This is a genomic window from Vogesella mureinivorans, from assembly GCF_007644035.1.
In the GTDB taxonomy this organism is placed as follows: domain Bacteria; phylum Pseudomonadota; class Gammaproteobacteria; order Burkholderiales; family Chromobacteriaceae; genus Vogesella; species Vogesella mureinivorans.
Genome location: NZ_VMTV02001001.1, coordinates 1 through 17378 on the forward strand (window position 1 = coordinate 1; position 17378 = coordinate 17378).

At 61.9% G+C, this 17378-nt stretch carries 17 protein-coding genes; 13 read left to right on the plus strand and 4 right to left on the minus strand.

All coding sequences use genetic code 11. The features are described from left to right. On the plus strand, positions 1-202 hold a 202-nt coding region (locus tag FLQ44_RS23915; protein WP_170253063.1), incomplete at its 5' end, for a hypothetical protein. 207 nt (positions 203-409) lie between these two features. Here FLQ44_RS23915 and argJ read toward each other — a convergent pair. Both argJ and recQ read right to left on the minus strand, forming a co-directional pair. Beyond that, positions 410-1627 (minus strand): bifunctional glutamate N-acetyltransferase/amino-acid acetyltransferase ArgJ, encoded by a 1218-nt coding sequence (gene argJ, locus FLQ44_RS21895; RefSeq protein WP_147696053.1) that lies wholly within the window; start codon positions 1625-1627, stop codon positions 410-412. Between the two features lie 75 nt (positions 1628-1702). Then, a complete protein-coding gene (gene recQ, locus FLQ44_RS21900) occupies positions 1703-3502 on the minus strand; it encodes a DNA helicase RecQ (protein WP_147696054.1) in 1800 nt (599 codons plus the stop codon). 213 nt (positions 3503-3715) lie between these two features. On the opposite strand from recQ, the gene FLQ44_RS21905 reads away from it, so the two are divergent. From FLQ44_RS21905 to FLQ44_RS21920, 4 genes are all read left to right on the plus strand, one after another. Next, a complete protein-coding gene (locus FLQ44_RS21905) occupies positions 3716-4222 on the plus strand; it encodes a surface-adhesin E family protein (RefSeq protein ID WP_147696055.1) in 507 nt (168 codons plus the stop codon). An 82-nt stretch (positions 4223-4304) separates the two neighbouring features. Then, a complete protein-coding gene (locus FLQ44_RS21910; RefSeq protein WP_147696056.1) occupies positions 4305-5072 on the plus strand; it encodes a ParA family protein in 768 nt (255 codons plus the stop codon). A 24-nt stretch (positions 5073-5096) separates the two neighbouring features. Further along, a complete protein-coding gene (locus FLQ44_RS21915; protein WP_147696057.1) occupies positions 5097-7658 on the plus strand; it encodes a sensor histidine kinase in 2562 nt (853 codons plus the stop codon). A gap of 2 nt (positions 7659-7660) precedes the next feature. After that, positions 7661-8557, plus strand: a complete 897-nt coding sequence (locus FLQ44_RS21920; RefSeq protein WP_147696058.1) for an ATP-binding response regulator — start codon at positions 7661-7663, stop codon at positions 8555-8557. On the opposite strand, the gene FLQ44_RS21925 is transcribed toward FLQ44_RS21920, so the two are convergent. Beyond that, positions 8539-10752, minus strand: a complete 2214-nt coding sequence (locus FLQ44_RS21925) for a DNA internalization-related competence protein ComEC/Rec2 (protein WP_147696059.1) — start codon at positions 10750-10752, stop codon at positions 8539-8541. The two genes, FLQ44_RS21920 and FLQ44_RS21925, sit on opposite strands and share 19 nt — an antisense overlap. Before the next feature lie 94 nt (positions 10753-10846). Here FLQ44_RS21925 and FLQ44_RS21930 point away from each other — a divergent pair, with 94 nt between their 5' ends. The 7 genes from FLQ44_RS21930 (at position 10847) to FLQ44_RS21960 (ending at position 16447) form a co-directional block, all read left to right on the plus strand. Beyond that, on the plus strand, positions 10847-11650 hold the full coding sequence (locus FLQ44_RS21930; protein WP_147696060.1) for a class I SAM-dependent methyltransferase: 804 nt from the start codon (positions 10847-10849) through the stop codon (positions 11648-11650). Between the two features lie 109 nt (positions 11651-11759). After that, complete coding sequence (locus tag FLQ44_RS21935; protein ID WP_147696061.1) at positions 11760-12260, plus strand: putative quinol monooxygenase; 501 nt, start codon at positions 11760-11762, stop codon at positions 12258-12260. A gap of 133 nt (positions 12261-12393) precedes the next feature. Next, the gene (locus tag FLQ44_RS21940) at positions 12394-12789 is read left to right on the plus strand and encodes an acyl-CoA thioesterase (RefSeq protein WP_147696062.1); all 396 of its coding nucleotides are present in this window, start codon (positions 12394-12396) and stop codon (positions 12787-12789) included. A gap of 144 nt (positions 12790-12933) precedes the next feature. Next, positions 12934-13431, plus strand: coding sequence for a hypothetical protein (locus tag FLQ44_RS21945; RefSeq protein ID WP_147696063.1), 498 nt, complete (start codon positions 12934-12936; stop codon positions 13429-13431). After that, positions 13428-14096, plus strand: coding sequence for a PspA/IM30 family protein (locus tag FLQ44_RS21950; RefSeq protein WP_147696064.1), 669 nt, complete (start codon positions 13428-13430; stop codon positions 14094-14096). The genes FLQ44_RS21945 and FLQ44_RS21950 overlap by 4 nt, the downstream gene beginning before the upstream one ends. Further along, positions 14093-14737: a YqiJ family protein gene (locus FLQ44_RS21955; RefSeq protein ID WP_147696065.1), complete on the plus strand. Its 645-nt coding sequence runs from the start codon at positions 14093-14095 to the stop codon at positions 14735-14737. Before FLQ44_RS21950 ends, FLQ44_RS21955 begins: the two co-directional genes overlap by 4 nt. Positions 14738-14749: 12 nt before the next feature. Beyond that, on the plus strand, positions 14750-16447 hold the full coding sequence (locus FLQ44_RS21960) for a flotillin family protein (RefSeq protein WP_147696066.1): 1698 nt from the start codon (positions 14750-14752) through the stop codon (positions 16445-16447). Between the two features lie 47 nt (positions 16448-16494). Here the strand turns inward: FLQ44_RS21960 and FLQ44_RS21965 are convergent, their stop codons facing one another. Beyond that, a complete protein-coding gene (locus tag FLQ44_RS21965; protein ID WP_206209082.1) occupies positions 16495-16704 on the minus strand; it encodes an antibiotic biosynthesis monooxygenase family protein in 210 nt (69 codons plus the stop codon). A 207-nt stretch (positions 16705-16911) separates the two neighbouring features. Here FLQ44_RS21965 and FLQ44_RS21970 point away from each other — a divergent pair, with 207 nt between their 5' ends. Further along, positions 16912-17370, plus strand: coding sequence for an outer membrane lipoprotein (locus tag FLQ44_RS21970; RefSeq protein ID WP_240801380.1), 459 nt, complete (start codon positions 16912-16914; stop codon positions 17368-17370). Positions 17371-17378 lie beyond the last annotated feature (8 nt).

The window sequence follows — 17378 nt, forward strand, 5'->3', positions numbered from 1 at the left end:
CACTTACACCTATCGGTTATTTGGTCTGTTAAAGAGCGGTGCTGACTGGCTTGTTTCGTTTGCGTCGTCAGCTGATGGAGTGAACTATACGCTTGCGATTTCGACTCGTCAACAGCGTTTTTATAAAAAAGCAGCCATTCAGCAATCAAAACGCAGCAAGCTACTGATATTAAAAGATTTTAAATTGAAAAAATATCAATAAACTTTTCAGAATATCGCTGCAACAGGCCATGCGTGGGTAGCTTCACTCCTGCAAATGTGATTTTCATGCTGTTTACTGCGTCATTTACCGGATAAAGCCGTTTTGACAAGATAGCCCCAGCTTGGTGCATGGCATTCCGGGAAGCGCAGTATGTAAAAGAGCCATGCTTGCGCATGGCTCTGATGGGACTGCCTGACGTGGTATGGCTTAGCTGCGGTAGTCGGCGTTGATCTTGACGTAGTCGTAGGAGAAGTCGCAGGTCCACACGGTGGCGCTGGACAGGCCGCGGTTGAGTAGCACTCTGACGGTGATTTCGTCTTGCTTCATCACACGTTGGCCGTCTTCTTCTTTATAGAGCGGGTTGCGGCCACCGTCTTTGGCGACCAGCACGTCGTCCAGGTACATTTCCAGGCGGTCTACGTCCAGGTCGTGAATGCCGGCGTAGCCGATGGCGGCCAACAGGCGGCCCAGGTTCGGGTCGGAAGCGAAGAAGGCGGTTTTCACCAGCGGCGAACGGCCGATGGCGTAGCCAACTGCTTTGCACTCGGCGACGGTACGGCCACCTTCTACTTGTACGGTGATGAATTTGGTGGCGCCTTCGCCATCGCGGACGATGGCTTGTGCCAGCTCGATGGACACTTCCAGCAGTGCTGCCTTGAGCTGTTCGTAGGCCGGGTGCGTCACGCTGTCGATACGCGGTGCGCTGCTCTGGCCGGTGGAGATCAGGATGAAGCTATCGTTGGTGGACGTGTCGCCATCGATGGTGATGCTGTTGAAGCTGAGGTCGGCCACCTCTTTTACCAGCTGGGTCAGTACCGGGCGGGTAACGGGTGCGTCGGTGGCGATGAAGCCCAGCATGGTGGCCATATTAGGGTGAATCATGCCGGCGCCTTTGGCGATACCGGTGATGTTGACGGTCTGGCCGTCGATCTGGATGGTGCGGCTGGTGGCCTTGGGTGCCACGTCGGTAGTCATGATGGCTTCTGCCGCGTCGGCCCAGGTGGCGGGCTGGCGTGTTGGCAGCGCGGTAATGATTTTGTCGACTGGCAGCGGCTCCAGGATAACGCCGGTGGAGAACGGCAGGATTTGCTCTGGCTGGCAGCCCAGCTCCGCGGCCAACGCTGCACACACGTCACGGGCGTGCTGGCGGCCGCTTTCGCCGGTACCGGCGTTGGCATTGCCGGTATTCACGACCAGGGCGCGGATTTGCACGCCGGCGTCCAGGTTCTGTTTACAGATCTGTACCGGGGCGGCGCAGAAGCGGTTTTGGGTGAAGACGCCCGCTACGGTATTGCCTTTATCGATACGAATGACCAGCACATCTTTGCGGCCGGGCTTTTTGATGCCGGCTTCGGCATAGGCCAGATCTACGCCGGCAATGGGGGCCAGCTGAGCATTATCGATGGGCTTGAGATTCACGGGCATGACGTTTCTCCGAAATTTGATGTCGCGCTATTGTAACTGCGCAGGTGCAGCAATGCCATGCGCAGGCCGGCGGGCTTAATGTGCCAGCGCGTCTTGCAGGATTTCCAGTAGCGGCTGGCCATAACGTGCCACTTTCAGCTCGCCCAGGCCGTAAATCTTGCGCAGGGCAACCAGGCTTTGCGGCTTTTGCAGCACCAGCTCTTGCAGGCTCTTGTCGGAGAACACGGCATAGGCTGGCACGTTATGTTCGTCGGCCATGGTTTTGCGCCAGCGGCGCAGGGCTTGCCACAGCCGCTCTTCGCGCTCGGTGCGCAGCCAGCGTTCAGCGTGCACGCTCTGGCGTTTTTTGTCGTCGGCCAAGGGGCGCAGCGCGATGGTTTCCTGGCCTTTGAGCAGCGGGCGGCAGGCGTCGGTAAGCAGTAGCGACTGGCCGCGCACGATATCGACCACCAGCAGCTTGCGCGCTACCAGCTGTCGAATGATGGAGCGCCAGCCTTTCTGGTTCAGCTCGCGGCCAATGCCGAAGGTGGACAGCTTGTCGTGGCCAAAGTGGGTGACGCTGGCGTTGGGCCGCCCCAGCAAGACGTCGATCACGTGGCTGGCGGCAAAGCGCTGGCCAACGCGATAAATGCAGGACAGCAGCTTTTGCACCTGCACGGTGGCATCAAAGGTGGAGGGCGGGCGCTGGCAGTTGTCGCACTGGCCGCAGGGCTGGGAGGCTTCGCCAAAGTAGCCGAGGATTTGCTGGCGGCGGCAGCTGGCGGTTTCGCAGTAGCCCAGCATGGCGTCGAGCTTGCTGAGCTCTACCTGCTTTTGCTGTTCCGGGCTGTCGCCGGACTCGATCATCTGCGTCAGCTGCACCATATCGTTCAGGCCGTAGCATAGCCAGCTGGTAGACGGCAGACCGTCGCGGCCGGCACGGCCGGATTCCTGATAGAAGTTTTCCGGGCTTTTAGGCAAGTCGATATGGGCGACAAAGCGCACGTCTGGCTTATCGATACCCATACCGAAAGCAATGGTGGCCACCATCACCAGGCCGTCTTCGCGCAGGAAGGCGCGCTGGTTGGCCTCGCGCTCGGCGTGGCTCATGCCCGCGTGGTAAGGCAAAGCGCGGATGCCGTTTTCGCATAGCCACTGCGCGGTATCGTCCACGCGCTTGCGCGACAGGCAGTACACAATGCCGGAAGCGCCGGGGTAGTCGTTTTCTATAAAGGCGAGCAGCTGTTTCTTGGCGCTGTCTTTTTCGACTACCTGATAAAACAGGTTGGGCCGGTCAAAGCTGGTAACAAACTGGCGCGCGTCTTGTAGCTGCAGGAAATGCAGCATGTCGGCGCGGGTTTCCGCGTCGGCGGTGGCGGTAAGCGCGATGCGCGGCACCTGCGGCCAACGTTGGAACAACACACCCAGCTGCTGGTATTCAGGACGGAAGTCGTGGCCCCACTGGCTGACACAATGCGCCTCGTCGATGGCAAACAGGCTGATTTGCGGCAGGCTGGCCAGAAAGTCGAGAAAGCGCGGGCTGAGCAGGCGCTCTGGCGCCACGTACAGCAAGTCCAGATCGCCATAGCGGGCCGCGTAGGCAATATCGCGTGCGTCGTCCTGGCTGGTGGCCGAATTCAGGCAGGCCGCTTTTACCCCGGCTTCGCGCAGGGCGGCGACCTGGTCCTGCATCAGGGCGATGAGCGGGGATACCACCACCGCCACACCCGGCCGCAGCAGGGCAGGAATCTGGAAACACAGGCTTTTGCCACCGCCGGTAGGCATGAGTACCAGCGCATGGCCGCCCTGCGACACATGGTCGATGATATCGGCCTGCATACCGCGAAAGGCGGGGTAGCCAAAGGTGTTCTGGAGTAGGTTAAGTGCGTCCTGCATTGGCTTTCCTGCGAGAAGACCGCCATTGTACGCAAAAAAAGCGGCCACCCGAGGATGGCCGCGCACAATAAATACCTAGAGACAAAGTGAAACAATGAAGAGTGATGGCACTCGAACGCTTCGAATACTGCACGCCGGCCAAGTTCCCACCGCTTTGGCTTTACCGGCGAGTATGCGAGACTTCTTGCCATTCATTGCCCAGCGAGCCACACCATGAAGCCATACCTGATCCCCGCCCTCTTGCTTGCCAGCGTCCTGGCAGGCTGTGCCACGGCACCACACCCTGCCTCGCCGCCGACCACCAGGCCTGGCGCTGGCGGCCTGGGCAACCAGCCCGCCCCTGCCGGCAAACCGCTAGCCATCCCCAACGCCGAATGGGTGATCATGGGGGTAACACCCAACGGGAATATCCTGCACGAAGTCGATAAGCTGAGCCTGCAACGCCGGGGCACGCTGGTGCAGTTTCGCGACCGCAAAACCATCTTCAACCCCAAAAAAGAGAACTTCCTGAATACGCCGCGCCACAAACAGTCGATAAACCACTGGGAAGTAGACTGCGCTGCCGCCACATTCCGCCTGAACCGTATGATTTTGCTGGATGATAATGGCCGGGAAATCATTAACCGCACCTATAATGACAACGAAATTCGTGCCATGCCGGTGGTTCGCCAGTCGGCTGGTTTCCAGCAAGTAGACTATGTATGCAAACAACAGGGCTAATACCCCGGGCAAAACAGGCTAGCTGGCAAACTTGCGGCCAACCCCGTGTCAGGCGGTAACCGTTTTTATGTAAAGGGTGATCATGCGTCGTGTGGTATTCAATCAGAAAGGCGGGGTGGGCAAGTCCACCATTACCGTAAACCTGGCTGCGGCCGCGGCACAGGCTGGCAAGCGGGTATTGCTTATCGACCTGGACCCGCAAGGGAACGCCAGCCACTACCTGACCGGCAGCCAAACGCCGCCGGCAGGCAATGCAGCGGGCTTTTTCAACCAGATGCTGACCATCAGCATGTTTGAAAAAGCCCCGGCAGAGTTTATCGCCCCTACCGCCCATGCGGGCCTGGACCTGCTGGCGTCCCACCCGGAGCTCACCGAGCTGATGGTCAAGCTGGAGGCCCGCTACAAGATGTTCAAACTGCGCGAGGTGCTGTTGCAGCTGGACACCAGCTACGACGAAATCTGGATAGACACGCCGCCGGCGCTGAACTTCTACACCCGCTCGGCGCTGATTGCCGCGCAGCGCTGCCTGATTCCGTTCGACTGCGATACCTTCTCTCGCCACGCCCTGCTGGGCCTGCTGGACAGCGCCGCCGAGATCCGCGCCGACCACAACCCCGAGCTGCAGATAGAAGGCATCATCGTAAACCAGTACCAGCCACGTGCCAGCCTGCCGGCACGCATGGTGCAAGCCCTGCGCGATGAAGGCCACCCGGTGCTGTCGCCGCCGCTGTCCGCATCGGTAAAAATCCGCGAATCGCACGAGCGCAGCCTGCCCATGGTTTACCTGGACCCGAAACACAAGCTGGCGCAGGAGTTCACCCAGCTGTACCAGAACCTGGCAACAGGCTGATTTGCCGCGCCTGATGGCTGCACCATGAAACCCGACCAGAAAACCCGGCTCACCTGGCTAGGCAGCATCGTGCTGGCGCTGGGTATCTGGCTGCTGGCCATGGTGCTGCAAGCGCGCGAAAACCAGAATACCTACCGCAAGCAGCTCCTGACACAAGCCACGCTGCAGCTGGAGCACCTGACCCAGCGGATACAGCAACTCACCCAGGCCGGGCAAACCGCCACCGAGCTGCTGGTCAGCACCAACGACCGCACCGTACACAATAGTTTTGAGCATTACGCCCCCTATGTACTGGCCTCCAGCGAAGCATTCGACTTTGTTGCCCTGATAGAGCGCATCTCGCCCGCCCAGCGCCAAGCCATAGAAGAACAGCAAAGCCTGAGCATCCGCGAGTTTAAAGGCGGCCAACTAGGCAATGCCGGCCCGCGTGCCATGCACTTTGTCGCCACCCTGCAGCACCCGGACGATGGCAAGGCGCTGCCCTCTCGGCTGGACCTGGGCGCCGAGCCCGCCATCTACCACACGCTAGTGCAAGCCAGTGCCAGCGGGCAGCCGGTGATCGCGCGCATCCATGCCGGCAACCTGCAACGCATGGCCGTTTTTTTCAGCCCCAAGGCCAAATCGCAAGCCATCATGGTGATGTTCGGCCTGAATAACGATGCGCTACTGGCCAAGCTGAACAAAGACACGCCGCCCCCCCTGCAACTGCGGCTTCGCCTGCTGCTAAACGATAACCCGCCACAGCTGATAGCAGACAGCCACCCTGGCCAAGCTACCACGGCACTGCCGTTGCTCAGCGCCAGCCGCATCATCGGTGGCCAACGTATCAGCTTTGAACTGAGCCCGCTCAATGACAGCCTGCACAGCGCGGACCAGCAACTGCCACTGGCGCTGGGTGCGCTATTGGCACTAGGTGTACTGATTGCCGGCGGGCGCTACTACAACCGGAGCAACCTGCGGGAAATCCACAGCCAGAACAGCACACTGTCCATGCTGCAACAAAGTAATCAGACACTGCGCCTGCACCATGCCCAGCAACAACAACGCATCAAGCCGCTGCAAGAGGCCGAAGAACGCTACCGCCATGCACTCCACGATGCCGCTGATGGCATGTTGCTGCTATCTGCGCAGGGCGAAGTACTGGAAGTGAACCCCGCCGCCGCCGCCCTGATAGGCCAGCCACGCGACGCCCTGCTGCAGCTACCGGCCGGTGCGCTGATTAGCGAGCTGCACTGCCGCAATGGCCTGCGCTTCGAGCAGCACGCCAGCCCCCTGCTCGGGCTGCCGTTTGAGGCCATGCTGATCTGCGACCAGTCGTTCATGCTGCAAGTAGAACTCAGCCTGAGCCTGATCCGCCCGCAGCTATCCGAGCCGGTCTACCTGGTGGTATGCCGCAATATTGCAGCCCGCAAGGAGCGCGAGGCCGCGCTGATCCGCCTGAAAGACTCGCTGGCCGAGCGGGTAGAAACGCAGAACCGCCAGCTTACCGCCCTGCTGGATGCCAGCCCCATGGCCATGGCGTATATCGTGGACCGCCAGTTCAAACAGGTAAACAAGGCTTTCCTGGAGCTGTTTGCCCGCGAAGAAAGCAGCACCGTAGACCACTCTACCCGCCTGATCTACGACAGCGACGAACACTACCTACGCACCGGCCGCCTGATTTACCCCCTGCTATACGAAGGCCAGGTCACGCAGAACACCCTGCGGCTGCAGCGCGGCGACGGCAACACCCTGTGGGTAAACATGTACGGCCGCGCCGTGAAGTCGGACACCCCCGGCCTGGGCTCGGTGTGGCTGTATCAGGACATTTCTACCCAGCGCAATACCGAAGAAGCACTGCGCCAGGCACGCGACCTGGCAGAAGAAACCAGCCGTGCCAAAACCGAATTCCTGGCCAATATGTCGCACGAGCTGCGCACGCCGCTGCACGCCATTCTGGGCTTTGCCGAAATGGGCGAGGCACGTAGCCACGGCGGCGACGGCACCAAGATCGCCCACTGCTTCGAGCGCATCCACAATAGCGGCAGCCGGCTGCTATCGCTGCTGAACGACCTGCTGGACCTGGCCAAGATGGAAGTCGGCAAGATGGACTACCAACTCTCGCGCAGCGACCTGGAGCAGGTCGTACGCGAAGCGGTAGAAGACCTGCGTGGCCAGGCCAGCCAATGCCACGTCACCCTGGTACAGCTCCCGGCACCCTCGCGGCTACTGGCAGAAATGGACCCGTTCCGCATAGGCCAGGTCGTGCGCAACCTGCTGGCCAACGCCATCAAGTTCAGCCCGCGTGGCAGCCGGGTGGAAATCGGTTTCAGCCTGACACCCGGCCAACCCGGCCTGGTGAATGTGTACGTACGCGACCACGGCCCCGGCGTGCCCCCGGGCGAACAAGAGCGTATCTTCGACAAATTCATCCAGAGCAGCCTCACCAAGACCGGTGCCGGCGGCACCGGCCTGGGCCTGGCCATCAGCCGCGAAATCATTAGCGCCCACCAGGGCCTGATATCTGTTCACAATGCCGCCGACGGTGGCGCCATTTTCAGCTTCACACTGCCGCAAACACACAGCGTGTCGCACAAGGAGAGCTAAGCATGGGCAAGCGCCTGCTATTGGTAGACGATGAGCCATTTAATCTGGAACTGATGACCGAGCTGCTGCAAGACGCCGGCTACGACACGGTGCAGGCCGAAGATGGCGAAAGCGCGTGGCAGATACTGCAGCAAGAAGGCGAGACTTTTTCTGCCGTCTTGCTGGATAAAATGATGCCGGGGATCAGCGGCTTTGACCTGCTGCGCCGCATGAAATCGTCTGGCAAGCTGGCTTTTGTGCCCGCCATCATGCAAACCGCCGTCGGGGCGGCTTCCAGCGTGCAGGAAGGTTTGTCGTCCGGTGCTTTTTATTACCTGACCAAGCCTTTCTCGCGCGACATGCTGCTGGCCGTGGTGGCCGCCGCCGCCGTGCACTGGGACCGCCACCAGCATTTTAAAGAGCTGGCCAGCCAGCAAGCCGGTGCGCTACGACACATGAACAGCGCCAGTTTCAGCTTTCACAACCTGCAAGAAGCGCAGCATGTTACCTCGCTGCTGGCCAAGGCCAGCCCGCAGCCAGAGAAAGTCGCCACTGGCTTGTTCGAGCTCATCGTCAACGCCATCGAGCACGGCAACCTGGAAGTCAGCTACCAGGAAAAAACCCGGCTGCAAAGCCAGGACCAATGGGAAAGCGAGCTGGAAAAACGCCTGACCGACCCGCGCATGGGCCAGCGCCGCGTGTATGTAGACATGACGCGCGATACGCATGCGCTGCGCTTTACCATCCGCGATGAAGGCCAGGGTTTTGACTGGCAAAACTTTCAGGACAGCGCACCGGACACGCTACTGTCCAGCCATGGCCGCGGCATCCTGATTGCCCGCAAGCTGTCGTTCGACCAGCTGGACTACCTGGGCAACGGCAATACCGTGGTGGCTACCAGCTACCTGGCCACCCAGTAAGGCTGCCAGCCCTGGCGCAGGGTAGCCAGCTGCACATCCTGCCCCAGCTTCAGCTGCACCGCGCCCTGGGTATCGGTACGCCATAGCGTGATGCCCGCCGCGCCCAGGCTGGCCAGTACCTCGGCATGCGGGTGGCGATAGCGGTTCATATAACCGGCACTCACGATACCGTGCAGCGGCTGTACCGTGGCCAGCCAGGCGGCGCCGCTAGCGGTACGGCTGCCATGGTGGCCCAGCACCAGCACCTGGCTGCGCAGGGCCGCGCCGTATTGCCGCACCAAGGTTTCTTCTACTGCCAAAGTGGCATCGCCGGTCAGCATCAGCGCCTGTGTGGGGGTGGCCACCCGCAGCACACAGCTCAGCGCATTGTCCTCGCCCTGGCTAGCTGGCGTGGGCCACAGCACGTCAAAGCGTATACCGTCCCACGCCCAGCTTTGCCCGGCCAGGCAAGGTTGGCCGCGCCAGCCGGCCGCACTGCCTGGCTGCCCCCGAAAAAGCTGCCGCACCGGCAGCTGGGGCAACAGGGTCTCGGCCGCACCGTCGTGGTCGTTATCGTGATGCGATAGCAGCAAGGCATCCAGCTTTGCCACGCCATGCGCGTGCAGTACCGGCAGCAGCACTCGCCCGGCGTCCCCTGCACCCGTATCAAACAGCACATCGTGCTGCGCGGTACGCATTAACACCGCCAGCCCCTGCCCCACGTCGATTACCTCGGCCCACAGCTCGCCTGCTGGCGGGCGCGGTGCACGGTACAGCAGCAGCGGTAATAGCAGCACCACGCCCCAGCTACGCCAGGCGCGGCCCAAGGGCAGTAGCCATACCAGGCTACCCAGCAAGCCCGCCGGCAACAGCTGCCACGGGAGTAATGGCCGGCGGTAAGGCGGCCACTGCGCCAGCCAGTCCACCCCCCACCAGAAGGCATGCGCTACCCAGCCGGCCAGCCAGGCCAGGCTGTCCAATGGCAAGGCTGCGGCCAACAATACCAGCGGGGTCAACACGAAAGACACCAGCGGAATAGCCAGTGCATTGGCCAGCGGCGACAACCAGGGAAAGCTGCCAAACAGCCACAACAGCGGCACGAATGATGCCAGCGTGGCGCGCCACTGCGCCCACAACGCCGTTTGCCAGGCAGACGGGCGCTGCCGCAAGCCCACCTCGCCCACAATCAGCGCGCCCACCAAGCCAAACGACAACCAGAACCCCACGGCCAGCACCGCAAACGGGTCCAGTAGCAAAACTACCGTTAGCGCTGCCAGCCACACCTGCAAGGCCGACAGGCCACGCTGCAGCGCCAGGGCCACGCACACGGTGAGCAGCATCCATACAGTGCGCTGTGTGGGTACCGAAAAGCCCGCCAGCAGCGCATAAAACACCGCCGCACTGGCCCCCACCCACAGCGGCAGGCTAGCCGGTATCTGCCGCCAAAGGCGCCGCAACAGGCTGGCAGCCCCGGCCACCAGCGCAGCCACCAGGGTGATGTGCAAACCCGATACGCTGACAATATGCGTCAGGCCGGTAGCCGACAGGGCGCCCCATTCTGCGCGGTCTATGCCCTGCTGTGCCCCCACCGCCAGCGCCGCCAGCAAAGCACCATCGCGCAGCGCCCCCTGGCCGGCCAGGCGCACGGCAATGCGCTCGCGCAGTGCATCCAGCCAAGCCTGCGCATCCACCCCCATAGCGGGCAGCGCATGCCGTGCCTTACCCACCGTGCCGGTGGCCAGCACCCCCTCGCCCCAGAACCAGCGCTCGGCATCGAAGCCCGCTACGTTGGCCGCACCGTGCGGCTGGCGTAGCCTTACTGACAGTTCCCAGCGGCTGCCGGCCGGCCAGGGCCGCTGGCGGTAATCGTTCAGCAGCAGTAGCGGCGGCACCGCCACCTCGGCCTGCTGCACCTCAAAGCGCAAGCGCGTACCAAACTCGCCCGGGTCGGCCAGGCCGCGCACCACACCCTGCACCTGCAGCACGCTACCGGCCAGCGCCGGGTCCAGCCGCTGCGCCAGGCGCAGCTCGGCACGCCAGCTGGCGTAGCTCAGCCCCAGGCTGAACCACAGCAAGGCACACAGCCAGGCGCGGCGGCTGCGCCACCACAGCGGCCACACCATCAGCCATAGCGCCGGCAGCAAAAACCACGGCGGCAGCACAGGGAGCAGCGCACACAGCACCACCCCGGCGCCCAGGAAAGCAAGCTTGTACATGGCGCCATGCTAGCCAGCACATTTATCGACAGGCAAAGCAGTTGCCGCGCACGGTGCGATACCGTATCTTCGCCGCGTCAAAAAAGGAAAAACCATGCACGCCACGCCCCTGTACTGCGCCGAAAGCGCCCGCCGCGACACCGCCGAAAGGTTGGCCGCACGCTTTGCCCTGCCGCTGGTAAAACAGCGCCCGGACACTGGCTACTGGCTGGAGCTGGGGCCGGAAAGACTGGAGCTGGTCACCACCGGCAAGCACGGCGCGGTGTACGCCGAGTTTGTCGAAGGTGCCGCCAAGCACCGCCGCGAGCAAGGCGGCGGCCGCGGCCAACCGGTGGCCAAGGCGGTGGGGCTGAAAGGCGCCAAAGACCTGCCGCACATTGTGGACGCCACCGCCGGCCTGGGCGGCGACAGCTTTGTGCTGGCCACCCTGGGCTGCCAGGTCACGCTGCTGGAGCGCTCCCCCGTGGCCGCTGCGCTGCTGTTCGACGCACTGGAACGCGCTAGCGTGCACCCGGACACCCAGGACATCGTGGCGCGCATGACGCTGATCCACACCAACGCCATAGACTGGCTGGCGCAGCAGGCCGAGCTGCCGTGGGCGCAGCGCCCCGATGTGGTGTTTGTCGACCCCATGTTCCCCGACACCGACAAGAAAAGCGCCGCCGCCAAGAAAGGCATGCAGGCCTTCCAGCACGTGATTGGCGACGACATGGACAGCGCCGCGCTGCTGGAAGCCGCCATCGCCGCCGCCACTGGCCGCGTGGTGGTAAAACGCCCGCAGCGCGGCGTGCCGATCGAAGGCGTGAAACCATCAGTGGTGCTGGACGGCAAATCCACCCGTTTCGACCTGTACGTGATCAAGGCACTGCGCCCGCAGGACTTTGTCGGCCGCGAGTAGCACAACAGATTCACCCGGCCGTACCCGTGCAGGCCCAACCCTGTTTTATCGACAATCACGCACATGGCAGCATGCGGTTTACCTTGACCGTCACGGAGTGATCGCTGCCATGAGCCACCCCATCAAACAGATTGTGCTGATCGAGACCCTGCCTGGCCGTGCCGAAGAACAAGTACAGGCTTTTGCCTGGCTTGCACCGCAAGTACGCGCAGAAGCCGGCTGCCTGAGCTATCAACTACACCGCGTCAGCGGCCAGGAAAACAGCTTTGTCCTGACCGAAACCTGGGCCAGCGCCGCCGCATTGGCCGCGCACGATGCCAGCGAGCACATGCAGGACGCCGCATCGTGGCTGGCCAGCTTTCGCGCCGGCCCCGCACGCGTACTCACCCTGGGCGAGATGCACCCTGCAGTGGCGCAAGCCAAGCCGGCGGCAGGTAAGCCGTTCATACCTAAGCATTACCTGGGATTCAGCTTATTCTTCGGCATCGTGCTGAGTGTCTTTTGCCAAGCGTACCTACCTGGCACCATCAAAAGCCTGACATCGGTGGGATGCGTCTTTTTGATTTTGTACCTGTTCACTACCGCCAAGGAAAAAGGCTGGCTGCGTTGATTCGGGTACCCCTCCTGATGCGGCCAACCCTCCCGGCCTGACACGCGCTGCGCTACACTGCCCACCCCGTGTCTGGCGCACAGGCGGCACAGACCGCCACGCCACCTTGTCACCCCGCTGATGGAGCCTGCTGATGTCTGTTTTTACCCTGGAAATGAAAGTACGCGATTACGAATGCGATATGCAGGGCATCGTTAACAATGGCGTGTACTTCAACTACCTGGAACACGCCCGCCACGAGTTTTTGCTGGAAAAAGGCATCGACTTTGCCCAGCTGGCGCGCGACAAAGTGAACCTGGTGGTAGTGCGCGCCGAGCTGGACTACAAAGGCTCGCTCACCAGCGGCGACCGCTTCGCCGTGACCGTGGCCTTCGAAGCGGTATCCAAAGTACGCTTCGGCTTTCGCCAGCAGGTCATCCGCCTGGCCGATAACAAAGTAGTACTGGAAGGCCTGATCGTGGGCACCGCCATCAACGAACGCGGCCGCCCGGCCATCCCGGCAGACTTCGCTGCCAGCCTGGCCGGGTAAAGCCCAGCCCTCTCCCCGCCCTGGTCATCACCGGGGCGTTTTTGTTACCACCGATACCACACCCTGCCTCCTCTTGCCTTTTCAGTGTTTACATCTGAATGCGCTCTATGCATACTCGAATCAGATATGACAAGGAGGTGCAACGTGAGTCAGCAAATGGCCCCCCTTTCTGCCCGCATACCGGCAGATCTCTACACCTGGTTGGCCGCATTGCAGCTGGATGGTGCCGCCACCACCAGCGACAAGCTGCGCATTCTGCTAGGCCAGCTCAAGAAAGAAGAAGACATCCTGGCCGACCCGGCCCAGGCCCACGTGTGGCTAGGCGAACGCCTTTATCCACTGCGCCAGGCGCTTAACCGTATCGAGCTGCAAAGCGGGCAGCATAGCGATGCCGTCACCTTGCTGCTACAGCACAGCACCCAACTGATGGCGCTGCTGCTGGCCAGCAAGCCACACACCCAGGCGCAAGCCACCGCGCTGGAAGCACAACTGGTCAGCCACACATTGCATATGGCCGAACTTTTACTGCGCCAGGGGCTGGGCCAGCAGCATGCCAGCTATGACCCCGGCGTGATTCAACAGGGCCTAGGCGGCATCCTGGCCCTGGCCGCGTTGTACACCACACCAAGGAGCGAGACATGAGCGACACGCTGAAAACCAGGGTTGGCCGCATTATCGCCGGCAGCGTCAATGCCCTGCTGGACCACATCGAAGACCAGCAACCCGACGCCATGATGTTGCAAAGCCTGCGCGAACTGGACACCCTGCTGGACGATGTCGGCCACGAGCTGGGCAAGACCTCGGCCAACCTGCATCTTGCCCGCCAGCAGCATGCCCGGCTGAATCAGCAACACCAGACGCTGGCCGAGCATATCGAGCATGCTCTCGCCGAAGGGCGCGACGATCTGGCCCAGGCCGCCATTGCGCGGCAGATGGATATCGAAGCGCAGCTGCCGGTGATGGACGCCAGCCTGGCCGAGCTGCACGCCAGCGAACAGGCACTGGCAGGCTATGTGGCCGCCTTGCAGGGCAAGAAGCGCGAGCTTGCTGACACCTTGCAGGCTTATCAGCTCAGCCGTCGGCAAGCGGCCACCCCCGCCAGCACAGCCACCGAACCGGGTATCGGACATCGCCTGGAACAAGTGACCCGTGGCTTTGAAAACGTCTACCAGCGCCAGACCGGCCTGAGCCTGAACCATGCCCAAGCCAGCTTGCAGCAGGCCAGCCAGCTGCAAACGCTAGACACCCTGGTGCGCGAACAGCAGATTGCCGAACGCCTGGCCCGTATCAAGGCAGGCAAGGCATGAGCTGGTTCACCGCCACGGCCACCTGGCCATTCTGGGTAGCCCTGCTGCTGATTCTGGGTATCGCCCTGCTGGAAGGTATCGGCCTGTTGCTGGCCGTGAGCCCCAGCAATGCCGTGGATGCCTGGCTACCGGACTTCGATGACGCCGAATGGCTGGGCCGCCTGCTGGGCTGGCTGCACCTGGGCCGGCTGCCCTCCCTGATCTTGCTGTTGCTGTTTCTGACCGGCTTTGCCTTGTTCGGCTTCGCCCTGCAGCACCTGCTGCTAGCGCTAACCGGTCACGCGCTGCCAGCCGTGCTGGCCGGTGTGCTTGCCATCCCGGCAGGTATCACCACCACCCGCAGCCTGGGCGGCATGCTTGCACGCATCTTGCCCAGGGATGAAAGCAGCGCTGTTAGCGAGCACAGCTTTGTTGGCCGCAGCGCCATCATTAGCGCCGGCCATGCCCGTCGCGGGCTCGCCGCCCAGGCACGGGTAAAAGACCAGCATGGCCGCACACACTTTCTGATGGTGGAGCCCGATCTGGAAGACGAGCTGCTGAACGAAGGCAGCGAAGTACTGCTGGTCAGCAAGCCCGGCAGCTTCTATCGCGCCATCCACCATCCGTACCCCAATCAACCGTCCGATACAACACAACACTAAGGAACCCCGGATATGGACAACCTGATAGGCATTGGCAGCATCGCCGCTATCCTCTTGCTGGTACTGGTGACCATCGGTGTCATCTTTGCCCGGCTTTACAAGCGTGCCACCAAGGAAATCGCTTTCGTGCGCACCGGCCTGGGTGGCCAGAAAGTCATCATGGACGGCGGCGCCATCGTGCTGCCGGTGTTCCACGAGCGCGTGCTGGTGAACATGAACACCCTGAAACTGGAAGTACTGCGCCAGGGCAAGGAAAGCCTGATTACCAAAGACCGCATGCGCGTAGACGTCACCGCAGCGTTCTTTGTGCGCGTCAAACAGACCGAAGAAGCCATCAGCACCGCAGCACAAACCCTGGGTGCCCGTACCATGAGCCCGGATGAACTCAAGTCGCTGGTAGAAGACAAGTTTGTCGACTCGCTGCGCGCCACCGCCGCCACCATGTCGATACAGGATCTGCAGGACATGCGCCGCGACTTTGTACAAGCCGTACAAAATGCGGTGGCCGAAGATCTGGAAAAGAACGGCCTGGAGCTGGAGTCGGTCTCGCTGACCAGCCTGGACCAGACCGACAAGCAGTTCTTTAACCCCAATAATGCCTTTGATGCCGAAGGCCTGACCCGGCTGACCGAACAGACCGAAGCCCGCCGCAAGCAGCGCAACGATGTAGAGCAGGACACCGAAGTACAGGTACGTACCAAAAATCTGGAAGCCACGCGCCTGAAACTGACTATCGACAAGGATCAGGAATTCGCCAGCCTGTCGCAGACACGTGAAATCGAAACCTTGCGCGCCGAACAAACCGCCCAGATTGCCACCCAGCAAGCCGAACGCAACCGCGAAGCCGAATCGGCCAAAATCGAGGCCGAGCGCCAGGTAAGCCAGAAGCGTATCGAAGCCGAGCGCGAAATACGTTCGGCGGAAATCGACAAGAACCTGGCAATCCAGAGCCGCGAAATCGAGCTGGAACGCCAGACCGAGGTAAAGCGTGCCGAACAGCGCAAGCAGGTGGAAATGGCGCGCCAGGACATGCAGATTGCCATTGCCAATAAGTCGCGCGAACAGTCAGAAGCGGACGCTGCGGCCAACCAGGCGCGTGCAGAGGCCGTGAAAGCCGAAGAGGCGGTGAACACCGCCCGCGAAGTGGCGGTGGCCGAGCGGGACAAGGAAATCCAGCTGATCGATGCCGCCAAGGATGCAGAACAGAATGCCATCGCCGTGAAAGTAGCGGCCAATGCAGAAAAAGAAGCCGCAATCGACCGCGCCGAAGCACTAACGATTGAAGCGCAGGCCAAGCAGGCCGCAGCACTGGCCGAGGCCGAAGGCCGCCGCGCCATCAATAACGCGCTGAACACGCTGTCTGCAGCCCAGATCGACCTGCAAGTACGCACCCTGCTGCTACAGCAACTACCGGCCATCCTGGAACAGGCAGTACGGCCGATGGAAAAAATCGACTCCATCCGCATCTTCCAGGCCAACGGCCTGCCCGGCGCTACGGGCAGCAGCTCTGACGGTGGTACCGGTTCACAGGCAACCTTTCCGGAGCAAGTGATGAACTCGGCCCTGCAATACCAGATCGCCAAGCCCATCGTGGATGCCGTGATGAAGGACGCCGGCCTGTCCAACGATGGCATCACCGGCATGGCCACCGTGCTATCCGGCATGCTGGGCAAGGCGGACAACGCAACAGCGCTGGACGCAAAAGGCTAAGGGATAATGTGGCCGTTTAAGCCAACGGCCATACTCGCCACGCCTTATCACACCCTATCTGTACCGTGATAGCACCCGCTGTCCGTCGGAACCTGCAGGCGCGGCGTCCTGCCGTAATCGCGCAGCACCTGCGCCACCCGCAGCCGGTAATCGGCAAACACCCCACCCCGCCCCGCCTGCTGTGCCATTTGGTGCGCCTCCAGCTGCCGCCAGGCGGCCACCGCCTGCTCGTCACGCCAGTAGGATAAGGACAACATGCTTGTGTCTGGCACGCTGCAGGCGTTCGCTGCTGCTCACCGCGCCGGGGCGGCAGTTCCGGCAACAACAGCTGGGCTTGCAGCGATAGCCCGGCACCGCCCGTGCTGTCATCAACCGTCACAAAGCGTTACCCTGTTAGTGCAAACGCTTGGCTGCAAACGTGGTCAAATAGCGGCAATAAACGAATCATCAAGGGAGTACACACCATGAAATCCAGACAAATCCTGATCGCCGGCATGCTGACCATGGTGGCACTTACCGGCTGTGCTACCAGCTCCGACTCGGCACAGGTGTACAGTAAAGGCCAGATGCGCCAGATTCACGAAGTGGAATACGGCAAGATTCTGGACATCAAGAACGTGAAGATGGAAGGCGACAAGAACGACCTGCTGACCCTGGGCGGCACCGCACTGGGCGGCCTGGCCGGTAGCAATATCGGTAAAGGTAGCGGCTCGGTAGCCGGCGCCATCGTGGGTGCCATGGCCGGTGGCCTGGCCAGCGAAGCCGTACAGCGCAATAACACCAAAAACGCCTACGAGCTGACCGTGCAAATGGAAAAAGGCCGTACCGTGTCCATCGTGCAGGAAGCCGATGTGGTCCTGAGCGTAGGCCAGCGCGTGAAGGTGATTACCGGCGGCGGCACTGCCCGCGTTCTGCCACTGTAAGCGCCCCC